This is a genomic window from Kribbella sp. VKM Ac-2568 (assembly GCF_004345365.1).
In the GTDB taxonomy this organism is placed as follows: Bacteria; Actinomycetota; Actinomycetes; order Propionibacteriales; family Kribbellaceae; genus Kribbella; species Kribbella orskensis.
Genome location: NZ_SLVF01000005.1, coordinates 675,392 through 693,225, shown reverse-complemented (window position 1 = coordinate 693,225; position 17,834 = coordinate 675,392). Strand labels below are relative to the sequence as shown.

The following is a 17,834-nucleotide window of genomic DNA, read 5'->3' as shown; positions in this document are numbered from 1 at the left end:
CCCGCAACACAACAGATCGCGCCGCCACGGCAACAGCCTGACAGCGCGATCGTGACGACACTCAACTCATCGCAATGCGGAAAATGCGTCTAGAGCTTCAGTCCTTCTCGTACGCCGCCGCGCGCGTCTGGATGCTCTGGATGCGAGGCACGTCCAGCTTGTTGGAGCGGTCGAAGCGGTAGATGCCGTTCTCTTCCTGGAAGACGTCCGTCAGCTGGGTGTAGCAGTAGCCGAACATCAGCGGGTTGTCGAGCAGTACGTCGACCAGCCCGGTGAAGCGCTCGTAGAAGTCGCCCTCGTCCTTGACCCGCTGGCCGTAGCCCCATGACTCGTTCGTGTTGTTGCCGGCGGCCGCCGCAGCTGCCTCCGGGTTCCACCAGATGCCGCCGAACTCGCTGCAGAAGTACGGCTGCCCGTTGTACGCCTGCGAGATCGACCGATCCTCCGAACCACCGGTGTTCCCGTACGGCGTACCGTCGGCGAGGCCGGCCATCTGCTTGCCGAACTCGACGGGGTCCTGCTCGTAGTTGTGCGAGTCCCAGATGTCCGTCTCCGGCACCCGGTGCGAGTAGCCGGACGCGTCGAGCACCGGCCGGGTGACGTCCGCCGCCTTGGTGGCCAGGAACATCGCCCGGGTCACGTCGTCCAGCTGGGTGATCCGGTCGTGCAGCAACTGGTGCGTCTCGTTCAGCGGGCACCAGCCGATGATCGACGGGTGGTTGTAATCGCGCTCGACCGCTTCGAGCCACTGGGTCACGAACGACGCGGTCGGCTGCTGGTTGTTCTCTTGGGTGCCCTCGGCAACGTTCCCGCCCCAGTCGCCGAACTCGCCCCAGACCAGGTAGCCCAGGCGGTCCGCGTGGTACAGGTACCGCTCCTCGAACACCTTCTGGTGCAGCCGCGCGCCGTTGAACCCGGCGGCCAGGCTGAGCTCGATGTCCGCGACCAGTGCCTCCTCCGAAGGAGCCGTCATCAGGCTCTCCGGCCAGTAGCCCTGGTCCAGCACGAGCCGCTGGAACACGTGCTTGCCGTTGATCAGCACGGCCTGGCCGTTGATCGACACGGACCGCAGCCCGGCATAACTGTCGGCCCCGTCCACCACGGCGCCGTCGGCATCCACCAGTTCCAGCCGTACGCCGTACAGGTGCGGGTCCGTCGTGTCCCACCGGCGGACGCGGTCGGCGGGGATCGGCAGGACCAGGCGCGGCGCGAGATCGAGGTCAGCGCGGACCTCGGCCGTGGCAACCTTGCCGGTGCCGTCGGAGATGATCGCCCGGACCTTCCAGCCCGGCTTGTTCGCCGAGATCGGCACCGAGACGTGGAAGGTCGAGCCGGCCACGTCCGGGGTGATCCGCGGCCGCAGCAGGTGGACCTCCGGCACCGCCTCGAGCCACACGGTCTGCCAGATGCCGGTGGTCCGGGTGTAGTGGCACCCGGAGTTGAAGTACTTGGTGGTCTGCTTGCCCCGTGCCTGTACGCCGTACCGGCTGTCGCGGGCGCGGACCACGATCGTGGCCTCCTCGCCCGGTGACGCGACGCCGGACAGGTCCGCGCTGAACGGGGTGAAGCCGCCGCGGTGCCGGACCACCTCGACGCCGTTGACCCAGACAGTGGCGTCCTGGTCGACGGCCTGGAAGTGCAGGATCGCGTGGTTGCCGGCCCAGCCGGCCGGGATGGCCACCGTCGTCCGGTACCAGACTGCCTCGAGGAAATCGACGTTCGCGATCCCGGACAGCTCGGTCTCGGGTGCGAACGGCACGACGATCCGCTGCTGCAGTTCGCGATTCGCCACGCCGCGCTCCAGCCCGGAGTCGGACCGGTCGATCTCGAACTGCCACTCGCCGTTCAGGCAGAGCCAGTCGGGCCGGACGAACTGCGGCCGGGGGTGCTCGGAGCGAGGTTGCGAGCTGGGCGGGGTGCTGGGCATCGAGGACTCCCGAGAGGTGGAGGGATGCGGTCGCCGACGACAGTACAACGTTGGAATGAGCGCCAGCAATGGTCCGTGCCCAAGCCTCGGACAGGCTCTCGCGGACTCTGGCGAACTCTGGTGCAGGCCAGATGTCACCTTGTTGCCAAGGCGGTCGCGTAACCCAGGGCCCGTCCCGTTCGTCACCTGGTGAGAGGGTTCGCAAGCTTTGTTCGTTGCAACAAGCTGCAAATGGCCGACAGATTGCCTGAGGCCCCGAACAAACCGTCGGTCGGAGGCGTCATGCTGGGAGACGGCGCGGTCGGCGTGCCGGGGGTCGAGGCGGGGGGAGTGCGAGGTCGATGGGTGGGGATTGAGCAGACGGCAGAGATCCGCGAGCTGCGGCTGCGCGTGCCGCAAGGGGATCTCGACGCGCTGTACCAGCGGCTACGCGCGTTCCGGGATGGTGGCGACTACATCGCGGCCGGCCTGGATCGGATCGTGCCCGCTGTGTACGCCGACGATCTGCTCGACTACTGGCTCAACGGTTACGACTGGCGCGAGCACGAGGCCCGGCTGAACACCTACGACCACTACACCACCGAGATCTCCGGCCAGTTCCTGCACTTCCTGCACCTCCGCTCGGCCGACCCCGACGCCCGGCCGGTGCTGCTCACCCACGCCTGGCCCAGTGGGGTGATGGACGTCCTCGACGCCGCGGTGCCGTATGAGGCACAGGGGACCTTCCACCTGGTCATCCCCTCGATCGCCTGGACCGCTCTGGCCGGACCGCCCGAAGGTTCACCGAGCCAGCGCAGCGCCGCCGGCTGGGACGAGCTGATGCGCCGCCTCGGGTACGACCACTACCAGGTCGGCGACGACCGGTTCGGCGTCAGCGCGACCCCGGCGTACACGGAGGTCACCGAGGCGCGGGCCCAGCAGCGTGGGCTCGACGCGTCGGAGCTGGCCGAGGTGCGCTGGTTCAACGAGAACCTCACCGCGTTCAACGAGGGTCAGCGGGTGTCCGCGCTGGTCCTGAGCACCGCACTGCTCGCCTGGAACGCCCAGCTGGTCAACCTGGACCTCGACCGGGACGCGATCCTCACCGGGCTCACCCTGGCCTGGTTCGCCGCGCAGCTACCCGCCGAGTAGCCGTACTCCGTTCTCCCAGCAGACAGCTCGCAACCACTCGTCACCCAGCTCCAGCCGTTCCAGCGACTCCAGCTGTACCGCGTACTCATACGGGATGTTCGGGAAGTCCGAGCCGAGCACGACCCGGTCCTGCAGGGCTGCGTAGCGCGGGAGCAGGTCACGCGGCATCGGCGCCATCGCCTCGGTGAACGGCGTGCAGGCCATCGTGGTGTCCAGGTGCACGTTGGGGTAGGTCTCGGCCAGCTCCAGGTGCTCGGCGTACTCCGGCATCCCCAGATGCGCGATCACCGCGGTCAGGCGTGGGTGCTTCCGTAGTACCTCGCCCATCGGCCCGGGACCGGTATGACTGCCGGGGATCGGCCCGGACCCGCAGTGCACCACCACCGGTACTCCGGCCTCGGCCAGCTGGCCCCACACCGCGTCGAGCTCCTCGTCGCGCGGGTCGTAGCCCCCGACCTGGACGTGCACCTTGAAGATCCGGGTCCCGAGCTCCAACGCCTCCTTCACGTACTGCGAGGCGCCCGGCTCCGGGTAGAACGTCCCGCTCGGGACGCAGCCGGGTGTCTGCGCGGCGAACTCCCGGGCCCAGGTGTTGAGCCATGCGGCCATGTCCGGCTTGTGCGGGTACACCAGCGCCGGGAAGGCCCGGACGCCCAACGCCTCGAGCGTGGCGAGCCGATCAGCCACCGGCGTCCGGTACGTCACCGGCCAGGCCACGCTGTAGTGCTCCTCAGCCTGGTCGAAGTACGACCAGACCGCGTTCATCACAGAGTCGGGCAGGAAGTGGACGTGCACGTCCACGAGTCCGCTCAACCCCAACCGCTGCCACCAGCCCGGCACCTCGTCATCGCGCACCCGCCTACTTTAGAGAGCTTCGGTGTTTGCAATAGCTACGTAACTACGTACTATCCACAATGTGGAAGAAGCTGTGGATAACCGGCTCGAGGAGCTGGAGCGGCGGATCGCCGCACTGGAGTCCGCGGCCGCGCCACGGCTTCGGCCCGAGGACGGGGAGGTACTGCCGGCCGGCCTCGATCCCGAGGCCTTCTTCGCGCTCGCGGCGCTGAAGGAGCGAGTGCCGCCACCCGGTGCCGTGCTCTACACCGGCAGCGTGACCCTGCCGAACGACCGGCAGATCGATTGGCAGTACGGCCGCACGACGCCCGATGTACTGGAGGCGGACTGGTCCCAGCGGGCTTCGGCCCTGGCGGCGCTCGGCAACCCGGTACGGCTGACGCTGCTGCGGGAGATCGTGCACGGCCGGACCACGGTCAGCGCGCTCAGTGCGGTCGAAGGTCTTGGCACGAGCGGGCAGATCTACCACCATCTACGGCAGTTGACCGCCGAGGGCTGGTTGCACAGCCCGAGTCGGGGCAGCTTCGCTGTACCCCCGACCCGGGTCGTCGCCCTGCTGGCGATCCTGGTGGCCCTGGAGAGGTAAGCATGAAACTGATCGCCGTCCTGGTAGCGGTGGCCGTGCTGGTCGGAGGCTGGTTGATCCGGCCCCGGACTTTGCAGCTGGACTCCGCGCGAACAGGCGACCTGACCCTGCAGAACTTCATCGACGAGCACTACGAGGGTCCGGGCCATCGCCTGGCCATCGCGGTGATCGGGGACAACTCGATGGCGTTCGCCGGGCGCGGGGCGAACGAGCACAGCCGCTTCGAGATCGGCTCGGTCAGCAAGGCGATGACCGGGTTGCTGCTGGCCGACTCGATCCGGCGCGGTGAGGTGAAGCTCGACCAGGAGGTCGGATCGTTGCTGCCGCTGGGCGACACCGAGGCCGCCGGCGTGACGCTGGAGGACCTGGCGACCCATTACTCCGGCCTGCCGAGGACCTCGACGAATCCATTCGCCGCCACGCGGTCATTCGTGGCCAGCCTGAGCGCGGGCAATCCCTACCCGTACGACGTCGACGATCTGCTCGCGCAGGCACGGTCGGCGGGAACCGGCGGACGCGGCCAACCGGAGTACTCGAATCTCGGTGGAGCGCTGCTGGGGCAGGCACTCGCGCGCAAGGCCGGCAAGAGCTATCCGCAGCTGCTGCGGGAGCGGCTCCTCGACCCGCTCCAGATGCAGGAAACCACCGTGCCCACCAGCGAGGCCGGCGCGGCACCCGAGGGCTACAGCTCGGGCGGCCGGATGGAAGCGCCGTGGATCCAGGACGGCTACGCACCGGCCGGCGGCGTGGTGTCGAGCTCGGGAGACCTCGCGCTGTTGCTGCAGTCACGACTGCGCGGAATCGGCGTCGAGGCGCTGGCGCCCAAACGGGACTTCGAGGACGGCGACAAGATCGGCCTGTTCTGGATCACCAGCCCGCTGCGTGGGACCGACCACGCGATGGTCTGGCACAACGGCGGCACCGGCGGCTACCGCTCCTTCGTCGGCCTCGACCTGGAACGCAAACGAGCGGTGGTGGTGCTGTCGGATGTCGCTGCCGACGTCGACGACTTCGCCCAGGAACTGCTGGCGGCGCCATGAGGGACATCATCCTGCTGGCGCTGGTGATCGCCTATCCGCTGCTCGCGATCTGGCAGATCTCCACGAAGCGGCTCCGCGACCGTCTCGACCTCCTGATCGTGCTGGCGGCCGGCGTCCTCTTCCTGCTCTTCGCCCGGACTACGGTCGACTGGCAGGAGTTCCCGCCGTGGCTCTGGCTGATCGGCCTCGGCCTGTTCGCCGTGGCCGTCGCGCTCACCGGCCGAGCCTGGCCCGACCTCACCTGGCTCAGCTCGAAACGCCCTCAGCTCCGCGCCTTCTCAGCCACCCTCCAACTGGTGATCGCCGCCGCCCTCGTGGCAATACTCCTCTGACGCTGCCTACCTCGACTGGTCGGTGACCCAGAGGCCGGTGAGGCCGCGGAAGTGGGCCAGGAACTTGTCCTGCTCGTGGGCCGGGTAGGTGGCCGCGACCGTCTCGGTGAGGATGCGGTCGAAGTCCGGGCCGGAGACCCAGGCGACGAGTTGCTCGTCGAAGTCGGGCAGGTTGGTGGCGCACCACTCCTGGTACCTCGCGGTCTCGAAGTACTCGTCGGCCAGGGCCAGGTAGGCCTCGATCTTGGCGTCGTAGTCGAGGGAGTCGTCGTCGGCGATCGCGAAGTACCGCTCGGTGTGCAGGTCGACCTTGGTCCGGCGGCCGGTGGCGAGGGAGAACATCGACCATTTCACCAAGGCGCCGATGGCCCACGGGAAGTAGTAGTGCAGCGAGGTGACCGCGACATCGGGGCAGGCGTTCGCGTAGTCGATCGGGTGCACCGAATCGCCGTTCACCAGCATCTCGCAGGAGTTGAACTCCCAGCCGAAGAAGGCGTTCACGATCCGGCTGATCGCGACCGCCTGGTGACCGGCGGACGGGCTGAGGAAGTCGTGCGAGACGGCGTACCGGTTGTGCATCGGCTCGTCCGGCTGGAAGTCCATCACCATCGTCTCGGCGCCGATCGACAGCGCCCGGGCGAATTTCTCGTACTCGACCGTGGCCTGCAGGTGCATCAGCATCTCGCCGGACTCGTCGTAGGCCTGGTGCAGGTCGTCGCGGTTGTTGATCCGCGACACCCCGCGCCAGCCGCCGCCGTCGAACGGCTTCATGTACATCGGGTAGCCGAGGTCGTCCGCGATCGCGTCGAGGTCGAAGGACTTGTTGTACTTCGCCGACGTGTACGCCCAGCGCACGTTGTCCACCGGGTTCTTGTACGGCACCAGCACGGTCCGCGGGATCTTCAGGCCCAGCCGGAGCATCGCGCAGTACGCGCTGTGCTTCTCCATCGCCTGGAAGGTGAACGGTGAATTGAGCAGATAGGTGCCGTTCATCAGCGCGGCCTTCTTCAGCCACTCGCGCGGGTGGTAGTACCAGTACGCCAGCCGGTCGATCACCAGGCCGACCCGGACCGGGTCGTTCAGGTCGAACGGCTCGATGGCGAGCCGCTCGGTGCCGAACTCGTGCGTGGTGCCGGCGGCGTCCTTGACCGGGCCGACCTGCCGCAGCAGCGCCTCGAACGCCTGCGGCCAGTCCTCCTCGGCGCCGAGCAACAAGCCGATCAGGTGCTGTGAGCGGTCAGCCACGGTGGGACTCCTAACAGAAGCGGGGAAGGTGGTGGGCGAGCTGCTTGCGCCACCAGGGCCAGTCGTGAGCTACATCGTGTCCCCAGAGGTCCAGCTCGTGCGGGATGCCCTTGGACGCCAGTACTGCGGCCGTGGCGCGGGCGGACGGCAGAGAGCCGGTCGGGTTGGTCTCCCAGTCGCCCTGGCCGACCGTGAGCAGCAGGAAGACGCGGCTGCGCAGCCACTCCAGGTGGTCGCCGTCCAGGTTGGGCAGGTAGTCCGCCGGGTTGTTGAAGTACATCGCGTCGCCGCGCTCGCCCCAGGCGTGCCAGGCGGACGCGTCGTAGTTGCCGGACTGGCAGATCGCGATCGGGAACAGGTCGGCCCGCTTGAGCGCGAAGTTGAGCGCGTGGAACGCCCCGAGGCTGCAGCCGGTGGTGATGATGTCGGAGGCGCCCGGGGTGTCGCTGCCGATCGCCGGGACGACCTGGTTGAGGATCCACGACTCGTAGCGCCCGTGGTGACGAGCCCGGTCCTCCAGCGGGATGCTGCGGTCGGACCAGCTCTGGTGGTCGTAGGAGTCCACGCAGTACAGCTTGACCCGGCCGGCGTCGATCAGGTCGGCGACGGCTCCGACCATGCCGTTGTTCTCGTAGTCCCAGGCGCGGCCCTGCTCACTGGGGAACACCAGGACCGGACGACCGTAATGGCCATAGCGGATCAGCGTGCCGGGCCGGTCCAGCCCGGGAGCCTCCAGCTCGACCTGCTCACGCTCCATCCGGCCTCACCCCTGTCCTAGTGTCCCGCCGCCACCTTCGCATGTCTTCATGTTGTTTGCCTCGTCTGTGCGCGTCCCGCCACCGGCCCGAGGGCGGCGACGAGCACGGCCAGTGCTGCGACACCACCGAGGGCCACGGGCAACGAACCGGCGCTCGCGGCGGCTCCTACCGCGGCCGGGCCAAGCAGGAAGCCCAAATAGGCGATGGTGGTCACGGTGGAGATGGCTCCGGCCCGGCGCTCGGGTCCGGCCCAGGACCCGGCCATACCGATGATGGTCGGCGCGCAGACCGACGTACCGAGACCGGCTATACCGATCCCGACGAGCGCCAGCCACGCGTTGCCGGCCGCAGCGGCGAGGACTGTCCCCAGAGCGGCTACAGCTCCTCCGACGACGAGCAGCTGAGCAGGCCGGACTCGTTCGAGCAGTGCGTTGCCGCTGATCCTTCCGGTGGCTGCTGCCGCAGCGAAGACCGCCGGAGCGCTCGAGGCGAGGGCAGGGGCTGCGTCGTACGTCGTGTCGAGGTGTACGGCGCCCCAGCTCTGCCAGGCGTTCTCTACGACGAAGGAGAGCGCGCAGAGGACGCCGAACACCAGCAGAGCCGGCTCGAATCTGCGCTTCGCCTTCTCCCTCACCACCCGTTCGGTGGCAGCGCGGGAGCCAGGCGCCAGAACCAGTACGACCAGGAGGGCGATCAGCACGAAGGCGCCGCCCAGGACCGGCAGCGCGCCCGATCCAGCCGCGCGCAGGCCCGCAGTACCGAGGCTGGCTACGACTACCGCGATCGAGAACAGCCCGTGGCCCAGGTTCATCAGAGGCTTGCCGGTGGTCGCCTCCGCGGTCGATCCGGCCGCGTTGATCGCGACATCCGTCGCGCCCGAAGTGGCTCCCAGCAGGAACAGGGCCGCTGCCAGCGTGATCGCCGAGTCCGCCAGGGCAGGCAGGACTCCACCCAGGGCGAAGAGGAAGACGACCACCGGCAGCACGACGCCGCCGTACCGGTCGATCAGGTAGCCGGTGAGCCGCATCGAGACGAGCGCGCCGAGGCCGACCATCAGCAGCGCGGCTCCGAGTTGCCCGTCACTGACCCCTGCTTCCGACTTCACCGCGGGCAGGATCGCGCCCCACGCACCCCAGAAGAGACCGAAGGCGGCGAATCCACCGAGTGTTCTGAGCACCTGGTCGACACTAACTCCAGACGCGGTTCAGCAATCCGGTCAGGCTGGGGTCGAGGACGTCGCGCCAAGCGGTGAAGTTGTGCATGTCGGGGGTCTCGTCGAACGCCACGTCGAGGCCGAGCTCGGTCAGGCGGGCGGCCATCACCCGGTTGTTGTGGACGTTCTCCTCAGGAGTTCCCGCGGTCATGGCGATGGTCGGCTGGGACGGTGACTCCGTTGCCTTCAGCACCTGCTGGACGAAGCCGCTCACCTCGGCGTAGTACTCGAACTTCGCCTCCTGCGGATCCGTCTCCAGCGTGAAGAACGACCCGGACTGCAGGAAGAGCCCGGTGAACGTGCCGGGGTGGTTCCACTCGGCGTACAGGGCGGCGAGTGCACCGAGGCTCGCGCCCATCAGGACGGGCAGCCTGCTCTTGTACCGCGCGGTGACCGCCGGCAGCACGTGACCCGTCAGAGCCTCCGCGTACTGCGGGTTGGCGGCGTACCAGAGGTTCCTCGAGCCGGGACGGATCAGCGCGAGCCGGAACGGCGGCAAGGTGCCGTCGGCAACCATCGCGCCGGCGTAGTGCGTCAGGCCGGCGTACGAGGCGAACTCGGGGCCGTCGTGGGCCAGCAGCAACGGCAGCTCGAAGCCCGGCGCGATCCCGTCCGGCGCCCAGACCTGCACATCCACCGGGCCGACCGGCGTCGGGTCCACCGGCAGCGGAGTCAGGCTCGAGGCGATCGACTCGACCGAGATCCAGGCGGGCTCGACGTACCCGGGCAGGGGCAGCCAGGAGTGCTCGCCGAAGGCGCCGCCCACCACCCGCGGGTTGGTGGGATCGGTCCGCATGCCGGCCTCGGGGATGTCGAACAGGTACTCCATCCGGTGCACGGACGGCCGCGGCAGCCGCAACTCCCAGCCGTAGTCGACCGGCTTGAACTCCAGCAACTCGGCGGCCAGGCCGAGCTCCTCCCACAGCCGAACGCCGGGCAGGGCATGCTCCGGATCGCCGAGGCGGAACACCACCTCAGCTCCTTCGACGGCACTGACCAGCTTTTCGGGCATCCGAATACGGTACGACGTCCCGGCCGATGGTACGGCCACGAGTGGGCAGTCGAGCCCGCAGAAATAGGCAGTCCGTCACCGATGTGCCGCCTGGAAACAGGCACGAAAGTGATGCTCACGACATCCGCCACAACTCAGCCGGACGGAGGTCGACGGCGGCATCGGCCCTCGACGATCCACCAGGGTTCCGCGCACGGATGACCTCAGGTCCGGACTCGGCCGGCTGCGGGAAGCCTTTGCCGACGTTTGCTGGCAGATCGAGCACGTTGTCGCTGAACGCGATCTCGTGGTCCTCCACACGACCATGTCCGGTCGGCACGTGAACACCTTCGTCTCCTACGACGAAACCGGCCGGCCCGCGCAGGCGTTCCCCGCCACCGGCAAGAGCTTCGCCGTCACCCAGACCCACTGGCTCCGCCTCCGCGACGGCAAGGTGTTCGAGCACTGGGCCAACCGCGACGACTTGACCCAAGCGGCCCAGCTCGGCTGGGTGCCCCCGACTCCGGGGTATCTCCTGCGGATGGCGAGAGCGCTTCGCCAGGCACGCCACTCCTGACCCGCGGGCGGATCGGGGGCTGCGGTGAGGGTGGTCGCGCGCAGCAGCCAGCCATAGTCCCGATCGTCGAAGAACGTTCCCTGGATGATCTCCCCCTGCTGCTTCAGCTGTTGTGCATTGGCGGCCTGGATCTTGCGGCGGCCTGAGCAGGCGGACTTCGTTGTTACCACTTCAGAAATACTCAGTGCGGCAATGCCGAGGGCGGTAGGTGCCTTTTGCCCGTCATTCCCCTCATCTCCCGGATAACTCGTTCGAATCGCTCGATGACGATTCGTGACGCTGGCGGGGAGCGCTCTCATCCCGCAATGGCCCAGCATGGCCGTCCGAGCGGTCGGCTCAGCAGACGGTGGCGATTTCCACTGTGATCACGGGAAAGTCGGGAAACACTGACAGTTTCTGTCGTTGATGGGATGTAAGGTCGCTACGATCCGGCTGTGACATCCGGAACCGCTTGCGCAAATGGGAGGCTGACTGCGGTGGTCGATCTCGCGGATATCCGGGCGGCGACTGAAGGATTGCCACGCAGTTATGAGGTGCTGGTCCGGGACCGGATCAAATTCCGGGTCGGCCAGATCGTCTATCTCGCGGTCGCGCCGGATGAATTGTCGATGGGAATCGGGTTCCCGCGGGAGGAGCGGGACGCGATGATCGCCGCCCAGCCGGACAAGTTCTTCCGGCCCATTCCGTCGGACGAGCGGTTCCGGTGGATCCAGGTGCACCTGGACGCCATCGACGTCGACGAACTCCGCGAGCTCGTCCTCGACGCCTGGCGCATGTGCGTCCCCAAGAAGGTCGCCGCCGCCTACCTGGCGTCAATCGACCAGGACGCGCCCGGCTGACTCTGCGGAGCGATCACAGTCGGTACCGGAACAGGGGCCTAGGGCAACAATTGGCGTTCTTCTCATCCCTGGGTATGAGAAGCAGCCCTCCCAATGACGACCTGGGTCACGCCAAGACCGTCCTCGAGGCCGATGTCCGAAAGCTGTCCCGGCCGCAGGCTGGAACCATGACCGGAGACTTCCTGCCCCACCGCCGCCAGGCGTCGGTCCGCACCCAGCTCGTCACCGTCGTTCTCGTCGTCGCTGCCGCGACCGGGGCGGTCTATCTCCTCGTGAACCGCTGAATCAGCCCACTCATTGGTGAGCGTCTGATGCCAGGCGCGGCCGATTTCGCAGTACCTCGATCAGCCTTCCCAGCGGACCTCGGCCTCGCCCGGGCGGACGACGCCGGCCTCGTAGGCAACCACGACGGCCTGGACCCGGCTGGACAGCCCGAGCTTCGACAGCACGCTGCTGACGTGGGTCTTCACCGTCGTCTCGCTGACGAAGAGCTTCGCGGCGAGGTCGCGGTTCGACAGCCCGCGCGCCATCCAGACGAGGATCTCCCGCTCGCGCTCGCTCAACTGGGCGAGCGGCCCGGTCCACCGCCCGGCGGCCGGCGGCGGTGCCTCCGCAGGCCCGTTGCCGACCTGTCGTTCCAGCTCGACGCAACGCTCGAGCAGCACCCGGGTAGACGCCGGATCGACCAGCGAATCCCCACGGTGCACAGCTCGCACGGCCGACACCAGCAGATCCGGATCCGTGTCCTTCAACAGAAATCCCGACGCCCCGGCGCGGACCGCACTCAGTACATAGGCCTCGTCATCGAACGTGGTCAGTACCAGTACCGCGGGCCGGTTGCTGCCGGACTCCTTGGCCGCGGCGGAGATCCGCTCGGTGGCGACGAGCCCGTCCATCACCGGCATCCGGATGTCCATCAGCACCACGTCCGGGTCGTACTGCTCGATCAGCCGGAGCGCCTCCTCGCCGTCGCCGGCCTGCGCGACCGTGGTCAGATCCGGCTCGTGGTCGAGGATCATCGCGAGCCCCATCCGGATCACGCCCTGGTCGTCGGCCACCAGGACCCGGATCTGTTCCGTCACCTCTGCGGCGGCAACCATGCCTGCACTCTCCATCCACCCAGTGGTCCGGCGGCGACGGTCAAGGTGCCGCCGCTCGCGTGCGCGCGCTCGCGCATTCCGATCAGTCCGTTGCCGCGGCCGCTCTCGTTGCGCCGCGCTGTCTCCAGCACATTCACCGGCGGTGGTCCGCCGCTGCCGTTGTCGTCGATCGTCAGCAGTTCACCCTGCGCCCCACTCTGCCAAGTGACATGCGCCGCGGTCGCCTTCGCATGCACCATCACGTTGGTCAACGCCTCCTGGATGATCCGGACCGCGGTCAGGTCCGTGGCGGAGGTGAGTTGCCGGGTGCGTGTGGGCAGGGTCATCGTCACGTCCACGCCGACCGCCTTCAACCGGTCACCCATCCGCGCGACGTCAGCCAGCCCTGGTACCGGGGCTGTCTCCGCGCCGATGCCGGGTGGAGTCGCGTTGTTCAGCACGCGCACGGTCTCCCGCATCGCCGTCAGCGCTTCCTTGCCGCTGGCAGCGATCCAGCGGACGGCCTCGCGCAACGCCGCCGGATTCTGGTCCGCGACGCGGTCCGCCGCCTGGGCCCTGATCACCACCGCGCTCATGTGGTGCGAGACCACATCGTGCAGGTCACGGGCGATCCGGGTCCGCTCCGCGTTGGCGATCCGCTCGGCCTCGATCGCGCGCAGCCGCACCAGGGCGGCGTTGCGCTGCTCGAGCACCAGCAGGCTCTTGCGGTGCCGCAGCGAGTTCGCGCCGAGCAGCACCATGCCGCAGATCAACGCCTCGGCGAAGACGAAGAGGGACACGTCGATGTAGCTGTAAAGACTGGAGAGGTCGGTCGGCAGATTCCGGTAGCGCTCGCCGTACCGGGTGATGTTCGGGGGGCTGTAGCTCAGCACGATCGCGACGACGGTGGGCAGGCCGATCATCAGGGCGGCCAGGCTGCCCATCGTGAAGAAGAGACAAGCCAGCCGCCGGACTCCGCTCGAGGCCGCCAGGTATCCGACCACCAGCAGCGGCACGAGATGCAGCTCGGACTGCAGGGCGGCGTCGCTGATCGCGGGTGCTCGGAAGATCGTCAGGCCGAGCTGCTCGGCGAGCCCGGTCCCCGCCGACGCGTACAGCAGGGGATAGAGCAGCGAGACCAGGACGAGCGTCGTCCGGGGAATCGTCCGGACCAGGGCCACGGTCAGGACCAGGAAGATCCCGGTGACGACGGAGACGCTCGGGTTCGCCGGGCGCAGGCCGCTGTTGTTGATCAGCGCCAGGCCGGAGAACCAGACGATGCCGATGAGTGCCGCCAGCAGCAGATCCTGCTGCACAGACGGCATCCGGCGCCAGAGGGCCCACACCCTCAGCGCCCCGTCGGCGAATCTGCTTGACACTGCACTAGCTCAGCGTAGTCGCGTGTGAGAATGGGCGGCTCGTGCGCCCGAACGGGCCGTCTCTCCAACTTTCGGAGGAGGCGAGGCGTCCGACCCCCTACCCAGGTCCGACTTCCGGCCGTCCGAGACGGTCCCTGGGACCGATGTGGCGAACCCCGCCGACCCGAGAGGCTGTACCCCATGAGCAACCACCTGCCGCCCCGCCACACCGTCCCGGTGCGAGCCTGGTTGCTGTCCGTGACGGGTCTGGCCGTGGTCGCGTCGCTCGTGATGTGGCATGCCCAGCTCGTCGACCTGCTGGATTTCGACACGTCCGCCGACAAACGGCCGGTGGTCGCGAGCGGGCCGGGTGGTTCGCCGCCGCCCGTGGTCGAGGTCAGCAAGAGCACGCCGCCCCCGGTGAAGCCCTCCAAGACGCCGACTCGGAAGCCGACGAAGACTCCGTCGACCCCGACCAAGACGCCGACCCGGTCCTCGTCCGGCTACAGCGAGGAAGACATCGACGGGCTGTCGCCGAAGCTGCGGACCCGCCTGAGGAAGGCGATCACCGCGGCGAAGGCCGACGGAGTGCGGATCAGCATCACGTCGGCGCGGCGCAGTGCCGCCAAGCAGAGGCGACTGCTGCGGGAAGCCATCGTGAAGTACGGCTCGTACCAGGCGGCCACCCGCTGGGTGCTGCCGCCCGAGCAGTCCGCACACGTCCAGGGCACGGCGGTCGACATCGGCCCGCAGGCGGCGATGGTCTGGCTGAACAAGAACGGCTGGCGCTACGGCGTCTGCCGCCGTTACGACAACGAGCCCTGGCACTTCGAGGCGCTCACCACGCCGGGCAAGCGATGCCCGGCCCGCGAACCACACGCGGTCGCCACGGCCGACTGACCCACCACCGAATCAGGAGCGCAACTGATGACGACATATGCCCAGCCGACCATCCGGCGATCCACCCGCCACCGCGACGTCGTACCGGCCTTGTGGCGCCAGGTGGTCCGCGGTGCGTCGAAGACAGCCGAACCGGCGCACGCCGAGCCGGACCGCTCGGCCTTCACCCAGCTGGAGATCTACGACGGCATCCTCGCGGCCATCGACCACCGCGCCGAGGTCCTCGACGTGATCGCGACGTCCCCGGGCCGCGAGAGCTCCATCCGCAGCCTGCGCGACCTGCTGGAGATCACCCACCTCCAGGCCACCGCGATCCTCGGCCTCCCCCTGGACCGCTTCACGGCTGCATCGCGCGACCGCATCGCCCACCGCGCCACCGAACTCCGCGCCGCCCTAACCCACTGACCGCGCCCGCCCACTGGGCGGACGCCCACCCAGGTAGTACCCGCAAATCACCTTCAACAGAACAGGAGGACGCGCCACCGGCCGGCCAGGCACGGGTAAGAGCTGAGGGGCCTCACCCAAACCCGGCCGGCCCGCCGTCCAGACCCCACCCACTCCACCTCCGTGGCGGCTCGCTCCCGCAGCTCACCGGGCCAGCAATTCCGCGTGCCAGACCACCCTTCACTACCCCTTGCCAGCTCGGTGTCGAGATGCGCTGAATCTCGGATCCTTGGTGCTCTGCCCAGATGTGTTCTGAGGGTGCTGTTGCTTCTCCGGCTGCCATGCCTCCAGCGCGGTTGGGCCGAGTGGCGTCCTCGGTCGAGCCACCGGGCCGGTGGGCGAGCGCCAATTCACGGAATCTGTCGGGGGTCTGTAGGAGAATCCTGGTCGGGAGGTCATCGTGTCTAAGGCGGTTGCGGGTGGGCGGGCAACTCTGGCGATGGTTGCCGCCGCGGCCGGTGTGTCGACGCCGACGGTGTCGAAGGTGCTGCATGGGCGCCCGGATGTGGCAGCCGCGACCCGTGCGCGGGTCGAGCAGGCCCTGGCGGATTGCGGATATGTCCCGCCGCAGAACCAGGAGCGCAGGAGGGTTCACACCGTCAATCTGGTCTGCGACGATCTGCTCGCCCCGTACACCTCCGAGGTGCTGCGTGGCGTCACCAAGGCGGCGAACTTGGAGGAGATGGACGTCGTCGTGGCGCTTCTCCAGGATGTGGCCGGATCGACTCCGCAGGCCTGGACGAGGCGACTCCGCGCCGCCGGACACGAAGGCATCATCGTGGTGGCTTGCGAGTTGACGGACGCTCAGCTCACTGCCCTCGACCGAGCCAGGATGCCGCTGGTGGCGATCGATCCGTTGAGCCTTCCCTCGATCGAGGTGGCCAGTGTTGGGTCGACCAACGCGGCTGGGGGCGTCGACGCGACCGAGTATCTGGTCGGTCTGGGCCATCGGAGAATCGCCTTCGTCGGCGGACCGGTGACGTCGACCTGCGGACAAGCCCGGCTGCACGGCTACCTTGCCGCGATGAGCAATGCTCGTCTGCGCGTTGACACGGACCTGGTGTCGCACGGTCCGTTCGTCACCCCCACCGGTCTCGCCGAGGGACAACGCCTGCTCGGGCTGGGCGAGCCACCCACGGCTGTCATCGCGGGGAACGACTCGATCGCCATCGGAGTGATCGAGGCCGCCCGGCAACGCGGGCTCGCCGTACCGGCGGACCTGAGTGTCGTCGGCTTCGACGACACCTATCTCGCCGAATCGTCGACTCCGCCGTTGACCACGGTCCGCCAGCCCCTGCAAGAAATGGGCGCCTTCGCCTTCCGGACACTGCTCCGCGTCCGCGACGGCAAACCACCAGGCGCCCGCCACACAGAGTTGGCCACTCAGTTGGTGATCCGAAGCTCCACCGCCCGGCCTGCCACCTGACCGCAGAGACAGCCTCAAGCTGCTGGAGGTCAGCCGTTGAGGAGGTGGAGGAGGGCGTTGGCGTAGGCCTGCTCGGCGTCCCGGGCCGGGAAGCTGCTGTCGTCCGTGAGGCGGATCGTGTAGCCGCCGGGCGCTACTTCCAGGGCCTGGAAGTGGGTGCCCAGGAGGTTGCGGAGCTGGTCCTCGCGGGGGAGCCAGATGACTTCGCGCTGTTCGATGCTGTCGAGCGCCCACTCGGTGGTGCCGTTGAACCCGATCACCTTGCCGCCGGGGTAATCGTGCACCTCGACGGTCATGTCGCTGACCACGAACACGTCCTCGTCCATGTCGCGGTCCGGTACCACGAACCGGTCCCCGGCTCCCGGTACCCAGAGAGCTCCGGCTTTGCGTAGTCGTTTCGCCTGCTCAACCGTGATCACACTTCCATCCTGCCCACCGCGGGCAAACGCTTCACCTCCACCGCGCGCCCGCCCACAGAGCGAGACAGCGACCACCGCCGTACGGCGTACTGAGGGTACGGATCAATGGGTGGTTGGGCGCCAGTACTGGCGTTTGTCCTCGTCGCGGACGGTGTAGCCGGGCTTGGCGACCTCTTCGCGGAGTTCGCGGACGTCGTGCTTGCCCTCGTCGCCGAGGGCGAACACCTTCGAGCGTGCCTTCAGGACCGCGTTGCCGTCCAGGAAAGCCACCGCCACGTGGTTCCGCGGTACCCGGGTCGTCTTCTGGTTCTTCAGGAACTCGACCTCGGTGTTCGTCATGGTCACCTTCAGCGTGTCCTCGAGCGCCGCTGCCGCCAGGAAGACACTGGCGACCACGCCGATCGCGGTGAGCAGCGCGACCACCCACCAACTGTCGGCCTTCGCGATCAGTTCGAGCGGCCCTGGAACGGCACCCACCGCTGGTCGACCGCCCAGTCGGCGTTCCGCGGCAGGAAGAACCCGAGCGCGAGCCCGGCCAACGGGAATCCGCCGTACAGCACCACCTTGTCGGCGGTGGAGTGGCCGATCACGGACTTGGTGGATGAGTCGGTGCTCATGGCTTACTCCTCGCCTCTCGGTGGCGAGGCGGAACAGCGTGACCAGTTCGTCCCCGCACGCCGTGAGGTCGGTGCCCTGGGTGCTCCGCCCAGTAGG

General features: G+C 68.2%; 22 protein-coding genes. 10 read left to right on the top strand and 12 right to left on the bottom strand.

What is annotated here, in order from left to right:
- Positions 1 to 97: 97 nt before the first annotated feature.
- Positions 98 to 1,927, bottom strand: a complete 1,830-nt coding sequence (locus tag EV648_RS17850; protein WP_132292222.1) for a glycoside hydrolase family 2 protein — start codon at positions 1,925 to 1,927, stop codon at positions 98 to 100.
- A gap of 345 nt (positions 1,928 to 2,272) precedes the next feature.
- On the opposite strand from EV648_RS17850, the gene EV648_RS17845 reads away from it, so the two are divergent.
- Positions 2,273 to 3,058, top strand: a complete 786-nt coding sequence (locus tag EV648_RS17845) for an epoxide hydrolase N-terminal domain-containing protein (RefSeq protein ID WP_132292218.1) — start codon at positions 2,273 to 2,275, stop codon at positions 3,056 to 3,058.
- Here the strand turns inward: EV648_RS17845 and EV648_RS17840 are convergent.
- Positions 3,044 to 3,913, bottom strand: a complete 870-nt coding sequence (locus EV648_RS17840) for an amidohydrolase family protein (RefSeq protein ID WP_132292215.1) — start codon at positions 3,911 to 3,913, stop codon at positions 3,044 to 3,046. The two genes, EV648_RS17845 and EV648_RS17840, sit on opposite strands and share 15 nt — an antisense overlap.
- Before the next feature lie 61 nt (positions 3,914 to 3,974).
- On the opposite strand from EV648_RS17840, the gene EV648_RS17835 reads away from it, so the two are divergent.
- The 3 genes from EV648_RS17835 to EV648_RS17825 are packed head-to-tail and all read left to right on the top strand — an operon-like array spanning position 3,975 to position 5,871.
- Positions 3,975 to 4,499 (top strand): helix-turn-helix transcriptional regulator, encoded by a 525-nt coding sequence (locus tag EV648_RS17835; RefSeq protein ID WP_241995305.1) that lies wholly within the window; start codon positions 3,975 to 3,977, stop codon positions 4,497 to 4,499.
- A gap of 2 nt (positions 4,500 to 4,501) precedes the next feature.
- Positions 4,502 to 5,539: a serine hydrolase gene (locus EV648_RS17830; RefSeq protein WP_132292212.1), complete on the top strand. Its 1,038-nt coding sequence runs from the start codon at positions 4,502 to 4,504 to the stop codon at positions 5,537 to 5,539.
- On the top strand, positions 5,536 to 5,871 hold the full coding sequence (locus EV648_RS17825) for a hypothetical protein (RefSeq protein WP_132292209.1): 336 nt from the start codon (positions 5,536 to 5,538) through the stop codon (positions 5,869 to 5,871). Before EV648_RS17830 ends, EV648_RS17825 begins: the two co-directional genes overlap by 4 nt.
- Before the next feature lie 6 nt (positions 5,872 to 5,877).
- On the opposite strand, the gene EV648_RS17820 is transcribed toward EV648_RS17825, so the two are convergent.
- The 5 genes from EV648_RS17820 to EV648_RS44135 form a co-directional block, all read right to left on the bottom strand.
- Complete coding sequence (locus EV648_RS17820; RefSeq protein WP_132292206.1) at positions 5,878 to 7,116, bottom strand: RimK family alpha-L-glutamate ligase; 1,239 nt, start codon at positions 7,114 to 7,116, stop codon at positions 5,878 to 5,880.
- A 10-nt stretch (positions 7,117 to 7,126) separates the two neighbouring features.
- Positions 7,127 to 7,873 (bottom strand): esterase family protein, encoded by a 747-nt coding sequence (locus EV648_RS17815; protein WP_132292203.1) that lies wholly within the window; start codon positions 7,871 to 7,873, stop codon positions 7,127 to 7,129.
- Positions 7,874 to 7,920: 47 nt separating this feature from the next.
- Complete coding sequence (locus EV648_RS17810) at positions 7,921 to 9,051, bottom strand: MFS transporter (protein ID WP_132292200.1); 1,131 nt, start codon at positions 9,049 to 9,051, stop codon at positions 7,921 to 7,923.
- 10 nt (positions 9,052 to 9,061) lie between these two features.
- Positions 9,062 to 10,099, bottom strand: coding sequence for an esterase family protein (locus EV648_RS17805; protein WP_132292197.1), 1,038 nt, complete (start codon positions 10,097 to 10,099; stop codon positions 9,062 to 9,064).
- A gap of 115 nt (positions 10,100 to 10,214) precedes the next feature.
- Entirely contained in the window at positions 10,215 to 10,418 is a 204-nt protein-coding gene (locus tag EV648_RS44135; protein WP_241995303.1) for a hypothetical protein, read from the bottom strand.
- On the opposite strand from EV648_RS44135, the gene EV648_RS17800 reads away from it, so the two are divergent.
- From EV648_RS17800 to EV648_RS17790, 3 genes are all read left to right on the top strand, one after another.
- Entirely contained in the window at positions 10,323 to 10,655 is a 333-nt protein-coding gene (locus EV648_RS17800) for an ester cyclase (RefSeq protein WP_241995314.1), read from the top strand. The two genes, EV648_RS44135 and EV648_RS17800, sit on opposite strands and share 96 nt — an antisense overlap.
- 476 nt (positions 10,656 to 11,131) lie before the next feature.
- The gene (locus EV648_RS17795; protein ID WP_132292191.1) at positions 11,132 to 11,494 is read left to right on the top strand and encodes an MmcQ/YjbR family DNA-binding protein; all 363 of its coding nucleotides are present in this window, start codon (positions 11,132 to 11,134) and stop codon (positions 11,492 to 11,494) included.
- A 74-nt stretch (positions 11,495 to 11,568) separates the two neighbouring features.
- On the top strand, positions 11,569 to 11,778 hold the full coding sequence (locus EV648_RS17790) for a hypothetical protein (RefSeq protein WP_132292188.1): 210 nt from the start codon (positions 11,569 to 11,571) through the stop codon (positions 11,776 to 11,778).
- Positions 11,779 to 11,838: 60 nt separating this feature from the next.
- Here EV648_RS17790 and EV648_RS17785 read toward each other — a convergent pair whose 3' ends face one another.
- Together EV648_RS17785 and EV648_RS17780 are read right to left on the bottom strand one after the other, a co-directional pair.
- The gene (locus EV648_RS17785; protein ID WP_199234683.1) at positions 11,839 to 12,576 is read right to left on the bottom strand and encodes a response regulator transcription factor; all 738 of its coding nucleotides are present in this window, start codon (positions 12,574 to 12,576) and stop codon (positions 11,839 to 11,841) included.
- On the bottom strand, positions 12,573 to 13,952 hold the full coding sequence (locus EV648_RS17780) for a sensor histidine kinase (RefSeq protein WP_241995301.1): 1,380 nt from the start codon (positions 13,950 to 13,952) through the stop codon (positions 12,573 to 12,575). The genes EV648_RS17785 and EV648_RS17780 overlap by 4 nt, the downstream gene beginning before the upstream one ends.
- Before the next feature lie 180 nt (positions 13,953 to 14,132).
- Here EV648_RS17780 and EV648_RS17775 point away from each other — a divergent pair, with 180 nt between their 5' ends.
- From EV648_RS17775 to EV648_RS17765, 3 genes are all read left to right on the top strand, one after another.
- The gene (locus EV648_RS17775; protein ID WP_132292182.1) at positions 14,133 to 14,831 is read left to right on the top strand and encodes a M15 family metallopeptidase; all 699 of its coding nucleotides are present in this window, start codon (positions 14,133 to 14,135) and stop codon (positions 14,829 to 14,831) included.
- Positions 14,832 to 14,858: 27 nt separating this feature from the next.
- Positions 14,859 to 15,236 carry a hypothetical protein gene (locus EV648_RS17770; protein WP_241995299.1) on the top strand — a complete coding sequence of 126 codons (378 nt, stop codon included), beginning with the start codon at positions 14,859 to 14,861 and terminating at the stop codon, positions 15,234 to 15,236.
- A 439-nt stretch (positions 15,237 to 15,675) separates the two neighbouring features.
- Positions 15,676 to 16,701 carry a LacI family DNA-binding transcriptional regulator gene (locus tag EV648_RS17765; protein WP_241995297.1) on the top strand — a complete coding sequence of 342 codons (1,026 nt, stop codon included), beginning with the start codon at positions 15,676 to 15,678 and terminating at the stop codon, positions 16,699 to 16,701.
- Between the two features lie 29 nt (positions 16,702 to 16,730).
- Here the strand turns inward: EV648_RS17765 and EV648_RS17760 are convergent, their stop codons facing one another.
- The 3 genes from EV648_RS17760 to EV648_RS44130 all read right to left on the bottom strand — a co-directional run bounded on the left by EV648_RS17760 (position 16,731) and on the right by EV648_RS44130 (position 17,737).
- On the bottom strand, positions 16,731 to 17,120 hold the full coding sequence (locus tag EV648_RS17760; protein WP_132292176.1) for a pilus assembly protein CpaE: 390 nt from the start codon (positions 17,118 to 17,120) through the stop codon (positions 16,731 to 16,733).
- Between the two features lie 102 nt (positions 17,121 to 17,222).
- Entirely contained in the window at positions 17,223 to 17,597 is a 375-nt protein-coding gene (locus EV648_RS17755; RefSeq protein WP_241995295.1) for a hypothetical protein, read from the bottom strand.
- On the bottom strand, positions 17,567 to 17,737 hold the full coding sequence (locus tag EV648_RS44130; RefSeq protein WP_241995294.1) for a hypothetical protein: 171 nt from the start codon (positions 17,735 to 17,737) through the stop codon (positions 17,567 to 17,569). Before EV648_RS44130 ends, EV648_RS17755 begins: the two co-directional genes overlap by 31 nt.
- Positions 17,738 to 17,834 lie beyond the last annotated feature (97 nt).